The organism is Salinimicrobium gaetbulicola, from assembly GCF_042676025.1.
Lineage (GTDB): Bacteria > Bacteroidota > Bacteroidia > Flavobacteriales > Flavobacteriaceae > Salinimicrobium > Salinimicrobium gaetbulicola.
Map to the genome: position 1 here is coordinate 601,515 of NZ_JBHTJP010000032.1, position 17,841 is coordinate 619,355.

At 40.8% G+C, this 17,841-nt stretch carries 23 protein-coding genes; 8 read left to right on the forward strand and 15 right to left on the reverse strand.

Annotation, left to right across the window (positions count from 1 at the left end):
* Nucleotides 1-36: 36 nt before the first annotated feature.
* The gene (locus tag ACFQ1G_RS04155; protein ID WP_380737010.1) at nucleotides 37-978 is read left to right on the forward strand and encodes a LysR family transcriptional regulator; all 942 of its coding nucleotides are present in this window, start codon (nucleotides 37-39) and stop codon (nucleotides 976-978) included.
* Nucleotides 979-1,026: 48 nt separating this feature from the next.
* Here ACFQ1G_RS04155 and ACFQ1G_RS04160 read toward each other — a convergent pair whose 3' ends face one another.
* The 3 genes from ACFQ1G_RS04160 to ACFQ1G_RS04170 all read right to left on the reverse strand — a co-directional run bounded on the left by ACFQ1G_RS04160 (nucleotide 1,027) and on the right by ACFQ1G_RS04170 (nucleotide 2,635).
* Nucleotides 1,027-1,224, reverse strand: a complete 198-nt coding sequence (locus ACFQ1G_RS04160; RefSeq protein ID WP_380737011.1) for a hypothetical protein — start codon at nucleotides 1,222-1,224, stop codon at nucleotides 1,027-1,029.
* A 126-nt stretch (nucleotides 1,225-1,350) separates the two neighbouring features.
* A complete protein-coding gene (locus tag ACFQ1G_RS04165) occupies nucleotides 1,351-2,151 on the reverse strand; it encodes a TIGR00266 family protein (protein WP_380737012.1) in 801 nt (266 codons plus the stop codon).
* Nucleotides 2,152-2,179: 28 nt separating this feature from the next.
* On the reverse strand, nucleotides 2,180-2,635 hold the full coding sequence (locus tag ACFQ1G_RS04170; RefSeq protein WP_380737013.1) for a DUF4442 domain-containing protein: 456 nt from the start codon (nucleotides 2,633-2,635) through the stop codon (nucleotides 2,180-2,182).
* A 145-nt stretch (nucleotides 2,636-2,780) separates the two neighbouring features.
* Here ACFQ1G_RS04170 and ACFQ1G_RS04175 point away from each other — a divergent pair, with 145 nt between their 5' ends.
* The 5 genes from ACFQ1G_RS04175 (at nucleotide 2,781) to ACFQ1G_RS04195 (ending at nucleotide 6,165) form a co-directional block, all read left to right on the forward strand.
* Entirely contained in the window at nucleotides 2,781-3,305 is a 525-nt protein-coding gene (locus tag ACFQ1G_RS04175; protein WP_380737014.1) for a DUF4870 domain-containing protein, read from the forward strand.
* On the forward strand, nucleotides 3,302-3,649 hold the full coding sequence (locus ACFQ1G_RS04180; RefSeq protein ID WP_380737015.1) for a PadR family transcriptional regulator: 348 nt from the start codon (nucleotides 3,302-3,304) through the stop codon (nucleotides 3,647-3,649). The genes ACFQ1G_RS04175 and ACFQ1G_RS04180 overlap by 4 nt, the downstream gene beginning before the upstream one ends.
* A complete protein-coding gene (locus ACFQ1G_RS04185) occupies nucleotides 3,642-5,378 on the forward strand; it encodes a PspC domain-containing protein (RefSeq protein WP_380737016.1) in 1,737 nt (578 codons plus the stop codon). The genes ACFQ1G_RS04180 and ACFQ1G_RS04185 overlap by 8 nt, the downstream gene beginning before the upstream one ends.
* A gap of 18 nt (nucleotides 5,379-5,396) precedes the next feature.
* Nucleotides 5,397-5,555, forward strand: coding sequence for a hypothetical protein (locus ACFQ1G_RS04190; protein ID WP_380737017.1), 159 nt, complete (start codon nucleotides 5,397-5,399; stop codon nucleotides 5,553-5,555).
* 178 nt (nucleotides 5,556-5,733) lie between these two features.
* Complete coding sequence (locus tag ACFQ1G_RS04195; RefSeq protein ID WP_380737018.1) at nucleotides 5,734-6,165, forward strand: PAS domain S-box protein; 432 nt, start codon at nucleotides 5,734-5,736, stop codon at nucleotides 6,163-6,165.
* Between the two features lie 74 nt (nucleotides 6,166-6,239).
* Here ACFQ1G_RS04195 and trxB read toward each other — a convergent pair whose 3' ends face one another.
* Nucleotides 6,240-7,211, reverse strand: coding sequence for a thioredoxin-disulfide reductase (trxB, locus tag ACFQ1G_RS04200; protein ID WP_380737019.1), 972 nt, complete (start codon nucleotides 7,209-7,211; stop codon nucleotides 6,240-6,242).
* 155 nt (nucleotides 7,212-7,366) lie between these two features.
* On the opposite strand from trxB, the gene ACFQ1G_RS04205 reads away from it, so the two are divergent.
* Together ACFQ1G_RS04205 and ACFQ1G_RS04210 are read left to right on the forward strand one after the other, a co-directional pair.
* Nucleotides 7,367-7,993: a trimeric intracellular cation channel family protein gene (locus ACFQ1G_RS04205; protein WP_380737020.1), complete on the forward strand. Its 627-nt coding sequence runs from the start codon at nucleotides 7,367-7,369 to the stop codon at nucleotides 7,991-7,993.
* 151 nt (nucleotides 7,994-8,144) lie between these two features.
* A complete protein-coding gene (locus ACFQ1G_RS04210; protein WP_380737021.1) occupies nucleotides 8,145-8,501 on the forward strand; it encodes a hypothetical protein in 357 nt (118 codons plus the stop codon).
* On the opposite strand, the gene ACFQ1G_RS04215 is transcribed toward ACFQ1G_RS04210, so the two are convergent.
* The 11 genes from ACFQ1G_RS04215 to ACFQ1G_RS04265 form a co-directional block, all read right to left on the reverse strand.
* A complete protein-coding gene (locus tag ACFQ1G_RS04215) occupies nucleotides 8,498-8,911 on the reverse strand; it encodes a DUF6691 family protein (protein WP_380737022.1) in 414 nt (137 codons plus the stop codon). The genes ACFQ1G_RS04210 and ACFQ1G_RS04215 overlap by 4 nt on opposite strands.
* Before the next feature lie 3 nt (nucleotides 8,912-8,914).
* Nucleotides 8,915-9,472, reverse strand: a complete 558-nt coding sequence (locus ACFQ1G_RS04220; protein WP_380737023.1) for a YeeE/YedE family protein — start codon at nucleotides 9,470-9,472, stop codon at nucleotides 8,915-8,917.
* Between the two features lie 76 nt (nucleotides 9,473-9,548).
* A complete protein-coding gene (locus tag ACFQ1G_RS04225; RefSeq protein ID WP_380737024.1) occupies nucleotides 9,549-10,445 on the reverse strand; it encodes an NAD(P)-dependent oxidoreductase in 897 nt (298 codons plus the stop codon).
* A 74-nt stretch (nucleotides 10,446-10,519) separates the two neighbouring features.
* Nucleotides 10,520-12,061: an acyl-CoA carboxylase subunit beta gene (locus ACFQ1G_RS04230; protein ID WP_380737025.1), complete on the reverse strand. Its 1,542-nt coding sequence runs from the start codon at nucleotides 12,059-12,061 to the stop codon at nucleotides 10,520-10,522.
* Nucleotides 12,062-12,082: 21 nt separating this feature from the next.
* Nucleotides 12,083-13,525 (reverse strand): acetyl-CoA carboxylase biotin carboxylase subunit, encoded by a 1,443-nt coding sequence (gene accC / locus ACFQ1G_RS04235; protein ID WP_380737026.1) that lies wholly within the window; start codon nucleotides 13,523-13,525, stop codon nucleotides 12,083-12,085.
* 30 nt (nucleotides 13,526-13,555) lie between these two features.
* Entirely contained in the window at nucleotides 13,556-14,041 is a 486-nt protein-coding gene (locus ACFQ1G_RS04240) for an acetyl-CoA carboxylase biotin carboxyl carrier protein subunit (protein WP_380737027.1), read from the reverse strand.
* A 136-nt stretch (nucleotides 14,042-14,177) separates the two neighbouring features.
* Complete coding sequence (locus tag ACFQ1G_RS04245; RefSeq protein WP_380737028.1) at nucleotides 14,178-14,540, reverse strand: DUF3703 domain-containing protein; 363 nt, start codon at nucleotides 14,538-14,540, stop codon at nucleotides 14,178-14,180.
* Nucleotides 14,541-14,558: 18 nt separating this feature from the next.
* Nucleotides 14,559-15,896, reverse strand: coding sequence for an MBL fold metallo-hydrolase (locus ACFQ1G_RS04250; RefSeq protein ID WP_380737029.1), 1,338 nt, complete (start codon nucleotides 15,894-15,896; stop codon nucleotides 14,559-14,561).
* Between the two features lie 3 nt (nucleotides 15,897-15,899).
* Nucleotides 15,900-16,799, reverse strand: a complete 900-nt coding sequence (locus ACFQ1G_RS04255; protein WP_380737030.1) for a sterol desaturase family protein — start codon at nucleotides 16,797-16,799, stop codon at nucleotides 15,900-15,902.
* 107 nt (nucleotides 16,800-16,906) lie between these two features.
* Nucleotides 16,907-17,395, reverse strand: coding sequence for a DUF2231 domain-containing protein (locus tag ACFQ1G_RS04260; protein ID WP_380737031.1), 489 nt, complete (start codon nucleotides 17,393-17,395; stop codon nucleotides 16,907-16,909).
* A gap of 2 nt (nucleotides 17,396-17,397) precedes the next feature.
* Nucleotides 17,398-17,712 (reverse strand): hypothetical protein, encoded by a 315-nt coding sequence (locus ACFQ1G_RS04265; protein ID WP_380737032.1) that lies wholly within the window; start codon nucleotides 17,710-17,712, stop codon nucleotides 17,398-17,400.
* Nucleotides 17,713-17,841 lie beyond the last annotated feature (129 nt).

The following is a 17,841-nucleotide window of genomic DNA, read 5'->3' on the forward strand; positions in this document are numbered from 1 at the left end:
AATAAATACTTTTGCCTGCATATTAAAAAACTATCCATGACAATTACTCAGTTGCATTACGTTTTAGCAGTTGCTGAACATCAAAACTTCACAAAAGCTGCCCAGAAGGTATTTGTTACCCAGCCTACCCTTTCCATGCAGATACAAAAGCTGGAAGACGAGTTGGACGTGCTAATTTTCGACCGAAGCAAAAAGCCTATTGAGCTGACAGAAACCGGTAAGAAAATAGTACAACAGGCCCGTAACATTGTCAATGAAAGCGACCGGATTCAGGATATCGTAGACCAGCAAAAAGGTTTTGTCGGTGGATTATTCAGGCTGGGAGTGATCCCTACTATCATGCCAACTCTTCTGCCTATGTTCCTGAAGGCTTTCATTAAAAAATATCCGAAGGTAAAACTGAAAATTGAAGAGCTGCACACCGAAGCGATCATAGAAAAATTACAGGACGGTCATTTAGATGCTGCTATTGCTGCCACTCCTCTTGAAATTCCGAATATTAAAGAACAGCCTCTTTATTATGAACCATTCGTAGGTTATATACCTGAAGGGCATAGATTGAATGGAAAGATCAAACTGGAAGTTGAGGACCTTGACCTTGATGACATCCTGTTACTGGAAGACGGTCATTGTTTTAAAGATGGTATTTTAAATATCTGTAAATCTACAAAAGCAGCAAGCGATGATCATTTTCAATTGGAAAGTGGAAGTTTTGAAACCCTTATAAAACTCGCAAATGAAGATTTAGGAATGACCCTGCTTCCTTATTTACATACCCTGGAACTGAAAGATCAGGAAAAAAAGAATTTGAGAATGTTCAAAGAACCTTCCCCGGCGAGGGAAGTCAGTTTAATTTACAACAAAAGCGAACTGAAAATGCAGATCATTGAAGCTTTAAGGGCAACAATCGCTGGAGTTGTGAAAGGAGCCATTACCTTTCAAAATGTAAAGATCATAAGTCCACTTCCTAAGAAGTAAAACAATTTTTCAAGCAAAAAAAAAGCGGCTTTTCAGCCGCTTTTTCTATTAAGTCTTAAGATAAATTAAACATTGGTTAAGTTCGGGATTCTGCCTGATCAAAGTAAAAATGAATAATTTCAATTCTTCGATCTCGTAAGGTAATAAACGCTGAAGCGCTTTTTTAACCTCTTTGCAGAAAAGCGTCACATCAAAACTCACTTTGTCAAGCACCGTTTTGGTGTATTCAAACATCGCTCTCGCCATAGTTAAATGGTATTTAAATAAAAACCTGGTTAGTAAAGGTAAAGAACTTTTATAGGCTTTCTTTTTTTGGATTTTCAACAGACTAAATTTAAGAAAAAATTTAGTTTCAGGAGAAAAATTTAACTGTTAAAATCGATTATCTCCATCCATTAAATTTCCTAATCCGCCAAGAATACTGCCCTCTCCTTTATCTTTCCCGCCTCCCTGAGGGGCGGCTGCAAGGATCCTTCCAGCCAGCCTGCTAAAGGGCAATGATTGGATGAAGACTGTTCCCGGTCCCGTAAGGGTCGCATAGAACAGACCTTCCCCTCCAAAAATGCTGTTTTTTATGCCACCTATAAATTCAATATTGTAATCTACATCTTTTGTAAAGCCAATGATGCAACCGGTATCTACTTTCAGTTTTTCTCCCGGTTTTAGAACTTTCTTGGCAGTAGTCCCTCCAGAATGAACAAATGCCAGCCCATCCCCTTCAAGTTTCTGCATGATAAATCCTTCCCCACCAAAAAGCCCGCGACCAATTCTTTTGCTGAATTCTACTCCTATTGACACCCCTTTGGCCGCGCATAAGAAGGCATCTTTTTGGCAAATGAACTTTCCGCCATATTCGGTAAGATCTATAGGAATCACTTTCCCGGGGTAAGGAGAAGCAAAACTGATTTTCTTTTTTGCCATATTCTCGTTTGAAAAGATGGTCATGAAAAGGCTTTCTCCGGTAAGCAATCTTTTACCGGCTCCTAATACCTTTCCGAGGAAACCTTCATTTTGCTTTGAGCCATCTCCAAATATGGTATCCATTTTTATGCCGTCATCCATCATCATAAAATTGCCGGCTTCAGCAATTACAGCTTCCCTGGGATCCAGTTCCACTTCCACATACTGCATCTCCTCTCCAAAAATCTCGTAATCTATTTCGTGTGAATTCATTTTTAAGGAATTTAATTTTATAATGTTTTTAGCTTTTCGCCCTTATGGTCCATTCAAATTCAAATTGGGATACCTCTTCCCCATTTTCGTTGACTCCAATAGATTTCATCCAGAAGGTTTGGCCTTCTCCAGTTTCTAGAGTTCTTTCAATTGCATTAGAGATAAGGTGACCGTCCTGGCAGGTAAAAGTGATCCTGCCGGTAGCCTTTTTAGTAAACCTGGCATTGTTCTGAGCCACTAACATGGAAATTCTTTTCCCACTGTCCTGGATTCCGCTCATAACAAGAGCTCCTGTAGATAGTTCTGCCGCCATAGCCTGGACAGCAAAATAAAGTGAGTTGAAAGGATTTTGGTTGATCCATGTATGTTTCACCCCCGTAACGCATTCCCGTTCATTTATCTTTTTAACCCGCACACCACAAAACCAGGCACTGGGTAATTTGAACATTAAAAAAGAATTTAATTTTTTTCGGGTGATTTTCATGTTTCAGATAGATTTTGCCTAAAAGTATTCATTTTTTTGATCATCCTAAAATGTTAAATTATGTTAAATTTTCGATTAATACAGTACTTTGTTTTGCATAATACCATCTTTAAGATATATATTTGTATTAGAAAATCAATCAAAAATGACATCACAAGTACAAAATCCGGACAAAACAGTAGCAGCTTTCATCCACCTGTCTACTTTTTCACAGCTCTTTTTCCCTTTGGGAAATTTTATTTTTCCGCTAATCTTTTGGATGGCTAAAAAAAATGACCCTTTTGTGGATGAGCATGGAAAACAGGCCCTGAATTTTCAGATAAGCCTTTACCTCTATTCGGTATTCCTAATCGCAATTGCAATAGCTGGAATAATATTGCTAGGACTGAATACCTCAATTGAGGATCCTTTTTACCTGGATCATCATTTTAATTTTTCAGGAAACCTTCCTGAAGCTGCCCCCATAGTCACCTATGTTATGATAATGCTGCTCTTACTGCTTTCCTTATTTGTTTTAAATATCTACGCTGTGATTTCGGCTACCATTAAGGCATTCGAAGGAGAGTATTATAAATATCCATTAACCATCAATTTCATCAGTCCGGCACCTGTCGGAATAAATCAATCAAAAAATGAACAGTTTAACAACACTCAAAATGAAACGCTATGAAGATTGAAAATACCAAGGCTCAAATGCGTAAAGGTGTGCTGGAATACTGCATTCTTTCCGTCTTAAAAGACAATGATGCGTATGTAGCCGAAATTCTTGACACTCTCAAGAGCGCCAAACTACTGGTAGTTGAAGGAACTATTTATCCTCTTCTCACCCGACTTAAGAACGCAGGTCTTTTAAATTATCGCTGGGAAGAATCTACCAGCGGTCCGCCACGGAAGTATTACGGACTAACCGAGACCGGCAAAATATTTTTAAAAGAACTTACCCATACCTGGGACGAACTGCAAACCGCAGTGACAATTGTAACCACCAACAAAAATTCTAATAATCATGAATAAGACAGTTAATATAAACCTTGCCGGCATATTCTTTCATATTGATGAAGACGCTTATGCCAAATTGCAACACTACCTGGACGCGATCAAAAGATCTTTGAGCGGTACTAACGGCAGGGACGAGATCATTAATGATATCGAAGCCCGTATTGCTGAATTATTTAGTGAGAAGATCCAGAATGAGCGCCAGGTGATTGGAACCAAAGAAGTTGAAGAGGTGATCGCTGTAATGGGGCAACCCGAAGACTATATGCTGGACGAAGAACTTTATGAAGATGAACCGTCCTACACTAAGACCAAAGGAAAGAAATTGTTCAGGGATACCGAGCACTCATACATTGGTGGAGTATCTTCAGGATTGGGACATTTCCTTGGGATCAACGCCATCTGGTTGCGTCTCGCATGGATCCTGTTGACCATATTCTCCACCGGTGCTTTCATCCTTATTTACATTGCCCTATGGATCTTCGTGCCTGAAGCTAAAACTACAGCCGATAAACTTGCTATGCGGGGAGAACCGGTAACTATTAGTAATATCGAACGAAAGATCCGCGAAGGATTTGAGGATGTTTCAGGAAAAATGAAGGACATAGACTATGAAAAATACGGCTACAGTGCTCGAAAAGGAGCAAATTCTGCAGCCACAGCAGTAGGAGACGGAATATCATTCCTACTGAATCTGTTCGTAAAGTTCATTGGGATCCTTTTATTATTGATCGCAGGTACCACCTTAATAGGCTTGTTCATAGGTTTCTTTACCGTAGGAACATTCGGGATCATAGAAGCTCCCTGGATGGAATGGGTAGACATGGTTGGTCCCGGACAGGAAAACATCTGGGTCATTTCCATCCTTGCATTTCTTGCCATAGGGATTCCCTTCTTCTTCCTTTTTATACTAGGTCTGAAGATATTGGTTAAAAAGCTGAAGTCAATAGGAACTACCGCTAAACTGGTGCTTCTGGGATTATGGATCATATCTGTCCTTGGGCTTATCTTCTTCGGAATAAAGCAGGCTACGGAAAGAGCTTATGACGCAGATGTTGTGATTACTGAAACACTTCCGGTGAAAGCCAATGATACCTTATACCTGAAAATGGAAGGAAATCCGGTTTTGAATTCCACCCCATACCGAAGCGGAAAATTTAATTATTCCTTAGACGAGAATGATCAAAAGGTGCTTTGGTCACAAGATATTCGTCTGGTTGTAAAGTCTACTTCAGACTCATTAGGAAGAATAGAGATCCAGAAAACCGCTGAAGGAAAGAATTATGAGGATGCCCGTGCCAGAGCCGAAAAGATCAATTATTCCACCTCTTTTTCAGGAAATGAACTGAAACTTGGAGGACAATTAACTACGGCACCTGAAAACAAATACAGAGACCAGGAAGTTCAGATAACTCTTTACCTTCCGGAAGGAAGCATCCTTTATGCGTCAGATAACACCTATTCCTTTCACAGGAATTCTGATTGGTATGAGGACATCCTTGAAAATGGGAAAGAAGAAAGGTATCTTTTAATCACCCGCAATGGAGTAGATTGTTTGGATTGCCCTGAAGGGGATGATTCCTGGGAAGAATCTGAAGGAGAATGGCTGGAGGAAGAAGATGACGAGATCAATGCCAGGATTGATGTTGACGGAGAAGAGATCAATGTCAAGATCAACAAAAAGGGTGTAAAGGTTAAAGATGAGAATAACGAAGAGATCTTGAAGATCAACTCTTCAAATATATAAACTTTAAAATCGCAGGTCATGAGCATATTATACGAAATATTAATAGCCGCCGTGTTCTCTGCACTTCTTTCGCCCCAAACGGAAGTAAAGGAAACACAGCCTGAAAAGGTAAAAACCGAAAAGGTTTCGACAACACCTTCTCAGGACTGTAACACAAAAAAGATCGAAAAAATTTGATCACTAACCATCTAAGAAAAGAACGGGTCTGAAAATTGAATTTCAGACCCGTTCTTTTTTGCTTCATTCTAAGATTATAACGGACCTGTTCTTAAATGAGGATTAACAGGTCCAATTTGTTTTCCGGGAACCGTTTCCCTACCTTTGTTAAATATTTGTTAACCTTAAATATTTACTAATGAGTTTTTTACCTACAGATGAAGAATACCGTAATCTGCTCCATTCTAAAGAACTCTACAAGCAGATATTCGACAGTTCGGTTCTCCCTATCATCATTCATGACATGTATTTAAACATTATTGAAGTGAATGATAAAGTGATCGAGGTGTTTGGTTATTCCAAAGAGGAGATATTAGACTTAAAGATTTTGGATCTGCACACCCACAACGAACTGGAACACTCCCTGGAGGTGCTGGAGAAAATGCAAGAATCAGATCGCCTGACGGTTAAAACTGAGTTCAAACGAAAGGACGGTTCAATTATTACTGCAGAAGTATCCCCGTGTAAGATAAAATTGAAGAATACTGCCTTTATCCATGTTCATATAAATAACATAAAGGATCTGGAAGAAGTCGAAACAGAAACAGAGGAACTTTTAAATAAAAAATAAAGTTGAAGAAGGATCATTAAAAAAAGGCTGTTAAAAACAGCCTTTTTTAATTTTAAGATCTTAGACAGTCAGTCTTATTCTGCAATGACCTCTTCATTGCTTTCTACAGAAGCCAGGTAACGTTCGGCATCTAAAGCAGCCATACAACCTGTTCCGGCCGCAGTAATAGCCTGTCGGTATTCTTTATCCTGTACATCTCCGGAAGCAAATACTCCGGGTACATTCGTTTTAGTAGATTTTCCTTTGGTGATCAAATAGCCGGTCTCATCCATTTCTAATTGACCTTTGAAGATCTCGGTATTTGGTTTATGACCAATAGCGATGAACAATCCTGTGATCTTGATCTCCTCTTTTTCACCGGTTTGGTTATTCACCATTCTAAGACCTTCTACAACCTGGTCACCAATTACTTCATCCACTTCAGTATTATATCTTACATCAATGTTCTTAGTGTTCATTACACGGTGTTGCATGGCTTTAGAGGCTCTAAACTCATCTTTTCGAACCAGCATAGTCACTTTAGAACAAATATTGGCAAGGTAGGTTGCTTCTTCGGCGGCGGTATCTCCTCCTCCAACGATTGCCACATCCTGTCCTTTATAGAAGAACCCGTCACAAACGGCACAGGCCGAAACTCCGCCTCCACGTAAACGTTGCTCACTTGGAAGTCCCAGATATTTTGCCGTAGCACCGGTAGAGATGATCACAGTTTCAGCTTCGATCCAGGTCGCGTTATCCACACAGGCTTTATGAATACCTCCTACTTCTTTACTGAATTCAACTTCGGTCACCATTCCCATTCTAACCTGAGTACCAAAACGCTCAGCTTGTTTTTGAAGGTCCACCATCATGGCAGGACCGTCAATTCCGTCAGGATATCCCGGGAAGTTGTCAACTTCTGTAGTTGTGGTCAGCTGTCCCCCTGGTTCCAGTCCGGTGTACATAACAGGATTGAGATCTGCACGAGCCGCATAGATGGCCGCGGTATAACCTGCAGGCCCGGAACCTATGATCAAACACTTTATTCTTTCAATATTTTCACTCATTTCAAATTCTTTTTGGTCTTGTAAAAGTAGTAACTTTCAATAAAAACTTACAGAAAAGCAGATACAGATTTACTATTCTTTTATAAACGAAGTGAATACAGGAGTTCCTTTAAAAGAAGGTTTCAAGAGTATTCTTTAAAACTTACCTTTGTTCTATGATCGAACTATCCATCTTTAATATCCTGGACCTTCTGGGAACGATCGCCTTTGCCATTTCCGGAGCCTTATCGGCCATGAACCGGCGCCTGGACCTATTCGGGATCTTTATCATAGCTTTTGTAACTGCAATTGGAGGTGGAACCTTACGGGATGTTCTTATTGGAAGCACGCCGGTGAACTGGATGGAGAATATCATTTACATCTACCTCATTGGGACGGTAACCATTTTTTCCATCGTCTTCAGAAATAAACTGAACTACCTCAAAAAATCCCTCTTCCTTTTCGATACGATAGGACTGGGCGTTTTTACCATCACAGGAGTAGAAATGGGAGTTAAAAATGACCTGGACCCTATTATCTCTATTGCACTGGGAGCCATGACCGGAACCTTTGGAGGGGTGATCAGGGATATCTTGTGTAATGAGATCCCGGTGATCTTCAGAAAAGAGATCTATGCCACGGCTTGTATCATTGGTGCGCTTGCTTTTGTGATTTTAGACTCCTTTGAAGTAAGCACAGACATCACTTACATAGCCACCTCCCTCACGGTAATAGTCATACGCTTACTGGTCGTAAAATATCATATTTCCCTGCCTTCCTTTTATCCCTCTCCACGATCTTAGGTAACTGTACTTTTCCAGGTTTAACCATTCCGGAGATATTTTGGAATGTCGCCTGTTAAATTACCTTAAATACTGTAACATTTTGATTTCCAGACAGTCTATTAAATAAAGAACGTTCCTCCCAAGATTGTCGAATCAAAAAACGCTAGTCATGAAAATCTTTAAAATGTTATTACTCGTGTGTGCTATTTCATTCAGCACATTATTGACAGCAAACCCGGTAGAACGGTTTGCCGACTTGAACTCTATTTCATATGAAATTGAAAAGATCCTTGAAGAATCACATTATGATATTGAAGAAGATCTTAAAGTAACTATTTTCTTCTCCATTTCTGAAGATCAACGTATTCAGTGTCTAACGGTTGCATCAGGAAATGAAGATGTGAATTACTTCATCAAAAAGGAACTTGAAAACAAATTACTTTTAGGTGAGGAATGGAGAAAAGGAGTTATTTACGAACTAACTGTTGATTATGCAGATGTGGTTCTTAAATACGCCGCTATCTAATGAGGCAATTTCTTCCGAAGCAATCCATACAGAAAGGCCCCTAAAACTGCTCCAAGCAATACTACCACGATCGAGACGTATCCCGCGCCTATCAACGTATAGATAGGTCCGGGACACGCGCCTGCCAAAGCCCACCCCAGTCCAAATATCACTCCTCCAAAAAGGTAATTTTTGAAGCCTTTTTCCTTAGCTTCGATATTTACCGGAGTACCGAAAAAGGATTTTACATTCAATCTTTTTATCAACTGCACGCCAATAACTCCAAGGATCAAAGCAGATCCTATAATACCGTACATGTGGAAGGATTCAAAACGGAACATTTCATAAATCCGAAACCACGAGGCGGCTTCAGACTTGTACATCACAATCCCGAAAAAGGTCCCGATAAATAAATAGGCTGTTGTTCTCATTTTCTAAAAAATTAAGGGGAATAAAAGATGTACCATCACAAGGCCACCAATAAAAAATCCTATTACCGCGATAAGTGAGGGCAACTGCAAATTACTAAGACCTGAGATCGCATGACCCGAAGTACATCCTGCCGCATAGCGGGCACCGAAGCCAATGAGGATTCCTCCAATTATAAGTATCAATAATGCGAAAGGGTCTGTTAAGGCAGAAACACTGAATAATTCATTTGGCAGGTATGCTTCTCCGGCACTTTCGAAACCAAGCTCTTTAAGATTGGTTTGAGTTTCGGGATTTATGTCTACTGCTTTATTAGGACTTAAAAGATTTGCGCCAATAAACCCTCCTATTGCAGCTCCCAAAATAACTATCAGGTTCCAGCGGTTCTTTCGCCAATTGAAATTAAAATACTCGGCCTTTTTCCCGGCGCCGCAAACGGCGCACATAGTCTCCAGGTTTGAAGACATCCCGAACTTTTTCCCCATTAAAATCAGGAGAAACATTACCAGGGCGATTAAAGGCCCGGCCACATACCAGGGCCAGGGTTGATAAATCCATTCCATTGAAAGCAATTTTCAGCAAAGATACGTTAACCGGACATGTTTATCCCGATTTGCACAATAGACAATTCCAATGTCGTTATTTCTTGAGAAAATCCTTCAGATTTTGAAGTACCTTTTGAGACAGGCGTTTTTCGGTCTCCCGGGTCCAGCCGGCACTTTTGTTTGCTAAAATCACATTTTGAAAATTTTCTACTTCTTTTGAAAGACCAGACTTCCCATCCCCGTCAAAAATGGCAAAATTTCCCTGTTGGTGAATCCATTGCTTAAATCCGTTTTCTTCAAAAGGTAGACCCAGAGATGTATTGATAAGGATCTTACCACTTCCGAAAGTTTTAAATTCGGCCTCCTTTAGCAAGACCGTATACTTTGGCAGGTGAAAGGAAATTATTTCAGACCTTTTCAAAAGTACCTCCAGGGGCAGGTAATCCACCCCTCTTTCCTCCCATTCACTTTTTCGGGTGCGGCTGAAATAGAATAGGTCTGCTCCAAATGGAAGCAGGCATTTGGCAAGGAGCTGACCGGTGGTTCCCAAGCCTATAATGCCAATCTTTTTACCTGTTAATTCTTCGGGTTCCTCTTTCCACTGATTATCACCGAACCCATGAAGAAGATCGATCAATTTAGACACTATGAATTCGGCAACCCCGGGATCGCCATAATCAAAGATCCCTGTTACAGTAATGCCTTTCTTTCTTGCAAAATTTACCGCCACATTGGCCGAAGCATCGTCATACAGGCTACAGGCCATGCCTATATATTTCAGATTAGGGAATTGTGCAATAATGTTTTCATCAAGGGTGGTGTGCCATGAAACCAATACTGCATCTGCATCTTTTATCCTCTGAACTATTTCCTCATTAGTCTTGGGATAATCATTATAAACATCCATCTCTTCGGTGTACTTTTTTAACTCCTTCAGAGCTGATGCCTGCAACTTTATATTGTCAACACAAACGAGCTTTTTGAATTTCATAAGCGTTCCATTTAAACATAAAACCGACTGTAAAAGCCGGTTTTATGTGATAATCTCTTAATAATAGCATTCTTTTATAATGGGATATTCCCGTGTTTACGATCTATACGTTCTACCTTTTTGTTCTCTAACATACTGAAGGCTTTTAGTAGTTTTCTGCGGGTTTCCTTTGGCATGATCACTTCATCAATGAATCCGCGTTGGGCAGCCTTGAATGGGTTCGCGAATTTTTCAGCATACTCGGCTTCTTTTTCTGAAAGTTTCACTTCAGGATTTTTTGCCTCCTGGATCTCCTTTCTAAAAATGATCTCACTGGCCCCTTTCGCGCCCATAACCGCGATCTCTGCGGAAGGCCAGGCGAAATTAAGATCGGCACCAATATGTTTGGAGTTCATTACATCATAGGCACCGCCATACGCTTTACGGGTGATCACCGTTACTCTTGGCACTGTGGCCTCACTCAGCGCATAAAGAAGTTTAGCGCCATGCAAGATGATCCCGTTCCATTCCTGATCTGTCCCGGGAAGGAAACCGGGAACGTCTACCAGTACCAATAACGGAATATTAAAGCAGTCACAGAAACGGGTGAACCTGGCGGCTTTCTTGGAAGAATTCACGTCCAGCACGCCGGCCAGGCTCATAGGTTGATTAGCTACAATTCCAATACTACGCCCGCCCAATCTTGCAAAGCCCACAATAATATTGTCAGCATAGTTCTTATGGACCTCAAAAAAGGAATTTTCATCTATGATCCCTTTGATCACCTCGTGCATGTCATAGGGCTTACTGGAACTGTCAGGTACGATCCCCTCCAGATTCTCCCTTACTTCATCACCCAATTCATAATCCAGTTTATGAGTGGTCTCCCGATTGTTCTGCGGAATATAGCTCAGTAATTTTTTAATATCCTCTAAACAACTAATGTCATTAGCAGATGTAATATGTGTAACCCCCGATTTAGTAGAATGTGTACTGGCGCCTCCCAGTTCTTCGGAAGTAACCGATTCATTGGTAACGGTTTTCACCACATTTGGTCCGGTCACGAACATGTAACTGGTATCCTGAACCATGAGAGTGAAATCTGTCATAGCAGGTGAATACACTGCGCCTCCGGCACACGGCCCCATAATGGCAGAAATCTGCGGGATGACCCCAGAAGCCTGAACATTGCGGTAAAAAATATCGGCATAACCACCTAAAGATTTAACTCCTTCCTGTATCCTGGCTCCTCCGGAATCATTTAAGCCAATTATGGGAGCTCCCACTTTCATGGCATGATCCATTACTTTACAGATCTTTTCTGCATGGGTTTCAGAAAGAGAGCCTCCAAAAACGGTAAAATCCTGGGCGAATACATAGACCAATCTTCCGTTGATGGTACCATAACCTGTAACAACCCCGTCTCCATAGTATGTCTCGTTTTCCATTCCAAAATCTGTGGTACGATGCGTCACCAGTATACCAATCTCTTCAAAAGAACCTTCATCCAACAAATAATCAACCCGTTCCCGGGCAGTAAGCTTCTTTTTTTCGTGTTGTTTGGCGATGCGTTTTTCACCTCCTCCCTGGAGAGCTTCAGTAATCTTCTCTTTTAATTTCTCTTTATTTTGGCTCATGTGATTTGTTCAAATTGGTCGTTAGTGATTGGGTAACCTCAATACTTGTCGGTCCTCAAGGTATTGCTTCAGGGCTATTAAAGCTGCCAGCTCCCCTTCCTCTTCTGTTTGCTTCTGCAGTTTTTCTGCGGAATAATATTTTTTCACAAAATGGGTATCAAAGTTTCCCCTTCGGAAGGCTTCGTGTTCAAAAACAAATTTTCCGAAGGGTAAAGTAGTACTCACTCCTTTGACCTCATATTGATCAATGGCTTTAACCATTAACTGGATCGCCTCCTCACGGGTTTTACCGTAGGTGATCAATTTCGCCAGCATAGGATCATAATAAATCGGGACTTCCATGCCTTCCTCAAAACCGTCATCCAGCCGTATGCCGTCTCCTTTTGGTCCGCGATATCTTTCCAGTTTACCCACACTTGGCATAAAATCTTCTAATGGATCTTCAGCATATACCCGTAGCTCTACAGCATGGCCACTAATGGTGAGATCATCTTGTTTAAACTGAAGTTCCTCTCCCCTGGCGACTTTTATTTGCTGTTCGACCAGGTCGATCCCGGTAATTAATTCCGTAACGGGATGTTCCACTTGCAGGCGGGTATTCATCTCCAGAAAGTAAAAATTCTTGTGTTCATCCATCAGGAATTCAACAGTTCCGGCTCCTACATAGTCACAGGCTTTTGCCACCTTAACAGCGGCCTCTCCCATTTTTTGACGAAGGACTTCATCAAGGATAACTGATGGGGCTTCCTCCACCACCTTTTGATGTCTTCTCTGGATACTGCACTCCCTTTCAAAAAGGTGAAGAAAATTGCCATGTGTGTCAGCCAGCACCTGTATTTCTATGTGGCGCGGACTACCAATGTATTTTTCAATAAAAACTGAACCGTCTCCAAACGCCGACTCGGCTTCGCTAATAGCCCGCTTCATTTGATCTTCCAGGTCCTTTTCCTTTTCTACGATGCGCATTCCTTTTCCTCCTCCCCCGGCGGAAGCTTTAATGAGAATAGGAAAGCCGATTTCTTTGGCGATTGTTTTCGCCTTTTCAGGATCGGTAATCGCTTCGTCGATCCCGGGGACCATGGGAATATCATATTTTTTGACGGCATCTTTTGCTGCCAGTTTACTCCCCATAACCTTAATAGCCCTTGAACCGGGTCCAATCCAGATGAGGCCATTCTGTTCGACCTTTTCGGCGAATTCGGCATTTTCACTCAGAAAACCATAACCGGGATGGATACCATCAACAACTAGTTTTTTAGCAACTTCAATGATCTTATCACCCAGTAAATAGGATTGATTGGAGGGAGCTTCCCCTATGAGTACGGCTTCATCGGCAAATTTCACGTGAGGGGCATTACGATCGGCGGTAGAATATACCGCGACTGTCTTGATCCCCATTTTTTGAGCAGTTTTCATCACCCTCAGCGCGATCTCACCACGATTTGCAACCAGTATCTTTTTCATGCTGTCTATTTCTATTCAGATTAAATTCTATTATTCCATTTCAATAAGAAGCTGACCTTTATCTACGGTCTGTCCTTTTTCTACACCTACAGATTTCACAACTCCATCTCGTGGAGCTGTAAGTGTATTTTCCATTTTCATGGCCTCCAGAACCAGCAAATAATCGCCTTCTTTCACCTCATCCCCTTCCTTCACCTGAACGTCAAGGATTAGACCGGGCATTGGGGCCTTTATATCATTCACCACATGGGCGGCAGCCAGAGACAATCCCATATCTTCGATCAAAAGATCAAGGTCATTGGAGATGTTCACCTCATAGATGTTGGAATTGATTTTTACCGAATAAGTTTTATTGAGAAAATCTGATTTTTGAATGGTAGCTTTAAAAGATCTGCTTTCTTTCAGAACATGAAAATCGGTTTTGGAATTCTTAGTAAGATCTAAACTATCTAGTTGCTCTTTCGTGAACCGAAATTCCATTTCTTTGTTCACTGCGACTTTAAAATTTTGTTCCATAAAGCGGGGTTTTTCGGAGCTTTTCGTAAATATAAAAAAATAATTTCCCCATTAAATTAAGAATAACATAATATTGGAAAAAGAAAAAGGCTGTTTGATCTCTCAAACAGCCTTTTTCGTAAATATGTTACAGCAATTACCCCTTCTGCAATATTTCCTGAATATCATCGGGAATTGGCATAGGTTGAAGTGGCGGAACATTTGCACCACCGGTATTGCCAAGTGGTATCTGCCCCACAAATGATTTTACACCACCTATTAATAAGCGAGGTATTTGACCTAAGATCTCTTTCCAGTCCTTTATAGAAAATCCAAATTTCAACATCAACCAATGGGCACGGGAATGCTCAATAGGATAGGCCTGGCCAATTACATGTGCCCGCTCCAAATGATACCAGGCATGAATAAGGTTGCCCCGCTTAAATGACTCCCTGTACTGTTCCAGTTCTTTTAAATAATAGAACTTAATTTCTCTGGGAATGGTGGTATTGAACTTCATCTTATTAAGGATTAAGAATTAGCTGAACTTTTTAATATCCTCACTCATGTCAAAGATCTTTACATTCCCGAATTTATTTTCGAGAATACTGCTACCTGCAGAAGATCTATATCCTCCGGCACAATGAACCACTATAGGTTTATCAGCCGGTACTTCATCTGCTCTCTCTCTCAATTCATTTAAAGGGATTTCTACCGCTCCCTCAAAGATCTTCTTTTCGGCAACCTCACTATTATTTCGGATATCTACAATTGTGTATTCTTCCTGGTGCTTTTTAAAGTCCTTCAGGTCAAACTGATCTGACTTTTTAGAAACTTTTTCAGAAAGGGTAAATATTCCTTTCAATTGTTTTTCATACCCGATCTTGGCAGTTCTTTCCAGCATTTCACGAACATCTGTAATACTGTTCACAACCAGGAAAAATGGCTCATTCGGCTTTACAATCGCACCTAACCAGGTCTCATACTTATCGTTTTCTCCTCTTGCCATGATATTGATACTGTTTGGCAAATGCCCTCTTTTGTAAGCATCGCCATCACGCGTATCGACCACGGTAGTACCATTCTCAACATTCTCTACCAACAAATGCAGTTTCACACCGGCTTTTGTCTTTTGAACGTTGTCCGCACCGGTCTTGTTTACATCCACATTGAATCCGAAGTAATGCGGAATGAACGGCTGGTCTTTTAAAATGGTCTCTACGAACTCTTCTTCAGTTTGCTCCTGGAAAGCCCAGTTATACTTGCGCTCATTTCCAAGAGTACTGGAAGAATCTGTACTCATATTCTTTCCGCAAAGTGAACCCGCTCCGTGAGCAGGATAAACGATCGCATCATCTGGAAGCCCATTGTACTTGTTCTGCATGGTATGGTACATATCCTTAGCAAGTTCCACTCTTTTAGCGGTCATATTTCCGGCTTTCTCACGAAGATCTGGGCGCCCAACGTCTCCAATGAAAAGAGTATCTCCAGTAAACAAGGCTGTTTTCTTTTTGCCTTCAGCTACAATAGTGATACTGTCAGGTGAGTGACCAGGTGTATTCAAAGCCTTAAAAGTGACCTCTCCCATTTCCACACGATCTCCTTCATCAAAACCCTGATGCTTATAATCTGCCCCTAATAATTTACTCACGTAAATAGTAGCCCCGGTTTGCTCATGGATCTGCAAATGACTACTTACAAAATCGGCATGTGGATGGGTTTCAAAAACCGCCACGATCTTAGCATTATGTTCCTCTGCATACCTGTAATATTGCAAAGGATTTCTACTGGGGTCTATAAGGGCCATCTTACCATCACTCACAATAGCGTATGAATAATGTGCAAGAGGCGAATCTTTAAATTGTTTTATTTTCATGATCTAATATTTTTCTGTTTTTAAAACTTTATTTTTATTCCTGAAAGGAACTACAAGTTGCTGCGTGAATCCTTCAGGAAAATCTTCATCTCCTTCAAATCCTAATTCTATGTTCCGGCCATTCTTCGGAATGTATGCCGTTCCGAACAAATAGTCCCAAAGACTCAAACTAATTCCGAAGTTCATCCCCGAAGGATGCGCTTCCGGGAGATCTTTTGCATGGTGCCAAATATGCATTTTCGGGTTGTTGAAGATATAACCTAATTTACCATAACTCCAACCTACATTAGCGTGATTGATATGCCCTACCAAAACGGTAAACATATGGACTACAAAGAACTCCTTGATCCCGAAGCCTATCATTGCCAGTGGAATATACTGAATGCTTTTGTAAATCACCGTTTCCATAAAGTGAAATCTAAACTGGGCCGCAAAACCCATTTCCTTCACTGAATGGTGTATTTTATGAAATTCCCATAACCACGGCCTTTTGTGCAGCTGCCTGTGAACATTCCACTGAATGAAATCTGCCACCACGAACATGATAAGCAACTGTACCCAAACAGATAAATGTTGTACCTCGATAGCTACAATATTTTCAATTCCGAAGAGACCCAGAAAATCATTAAATAACTGAACGCCTATATTCGAAATGGCATTGTAGCCTACCAGGGAAAAAAGAAAGAAGTTGAATAAAATGTAAAAACTATCCAGCCAAAAATCCTTTCTAAATATCTTCTGATTTTTTCTCCAGGGTAATAAGATCTCAAGGCACCATACCAGCAACGACAATCCCAACAGCCAATAAAAATAATTGGTCCAGCCGGGATTGGTGATCTCTTCTGCCAGGTAATTGAAATACCCTGAAAAAGACTCTTTAAAAATGCTTATATACCTGTTCAACCATTGTTAAATTTAGGGTAGCAAAAATACATTTTTAATACACTTCAAGCAGTAACATGAGTTACACAAGTCTAAAAATAATAAAATCAACGAATTACAATTCTAAGTTACTCAAATTCGGAACAATCTGGACTTGGAGTATATACACCGGCGGCCTGTTGGTATACCAGGGTTGCCCCCAGGTGGCCGACATAAGTAAGCAACACGGTACTTCCTGTAAGAATAAGGATCACCACGATCAGGAATATCTTATTTTTAAATAGAGGGATTTTAATGTAACGAAGACCATCAATGAGGAAGGCTGCAGTATACAGCCAGGCGGTGGTCCAGGCCATATTTTCGTGCTCTTTAAGAACGGTAGGATCACATAATTCTTTAGATACGATCCCATCGGCAAGATTACCTGTGAAAATGGCGACCCAGGCTCCAATTACTCCAAGACCCAACAAGACCGTTCCTCCCCGCTCCCATACCTCTCTTTTATAACGTAAGGCAACTATTTTAAAAAGGAAAGCTACGATCAATAAGGCTATCGGAAAATGGACCGCTAAAGAATGTAAAACCTCGGTCCGCCAAAAATCAGGCACTTGTTCCATAACTATTCAAGTACTTTTACAGAAACAGGATCCAGTCGTTTTCCTTCTTTTTTCACTTCTACTTCTACCCTCATTCCTTCTTCCAAAATCGAAAAATCAACTGTAGAACCGTCCCTTGTCAGTTCGGTCTCATCTGTAAAATAAAGTTCGAGGGTTTTGTTGTCATCGGTCTCCACATAGATCTCCGTTTTTGACGGTTCTACCTCCTTGATGGTTCCTTCATAGGTTCCCGATTCTACCACATCGGTCTTTTCTCCGCAAGAAGAGAATAACAAAATTGTAGCTACCAGCAAAGTGCTTAAAATCTTGGCTTTCATAATGGAATGTTTTAAATTGGTTTCTAGTATGTTCCTATCTCTAAAGTACCTAAAAACAGCGGTTTCCCAAAATAAAGAATAGCTTATGTAACATTTGTCACATAAACTCCAATCCGACCTGATTATATT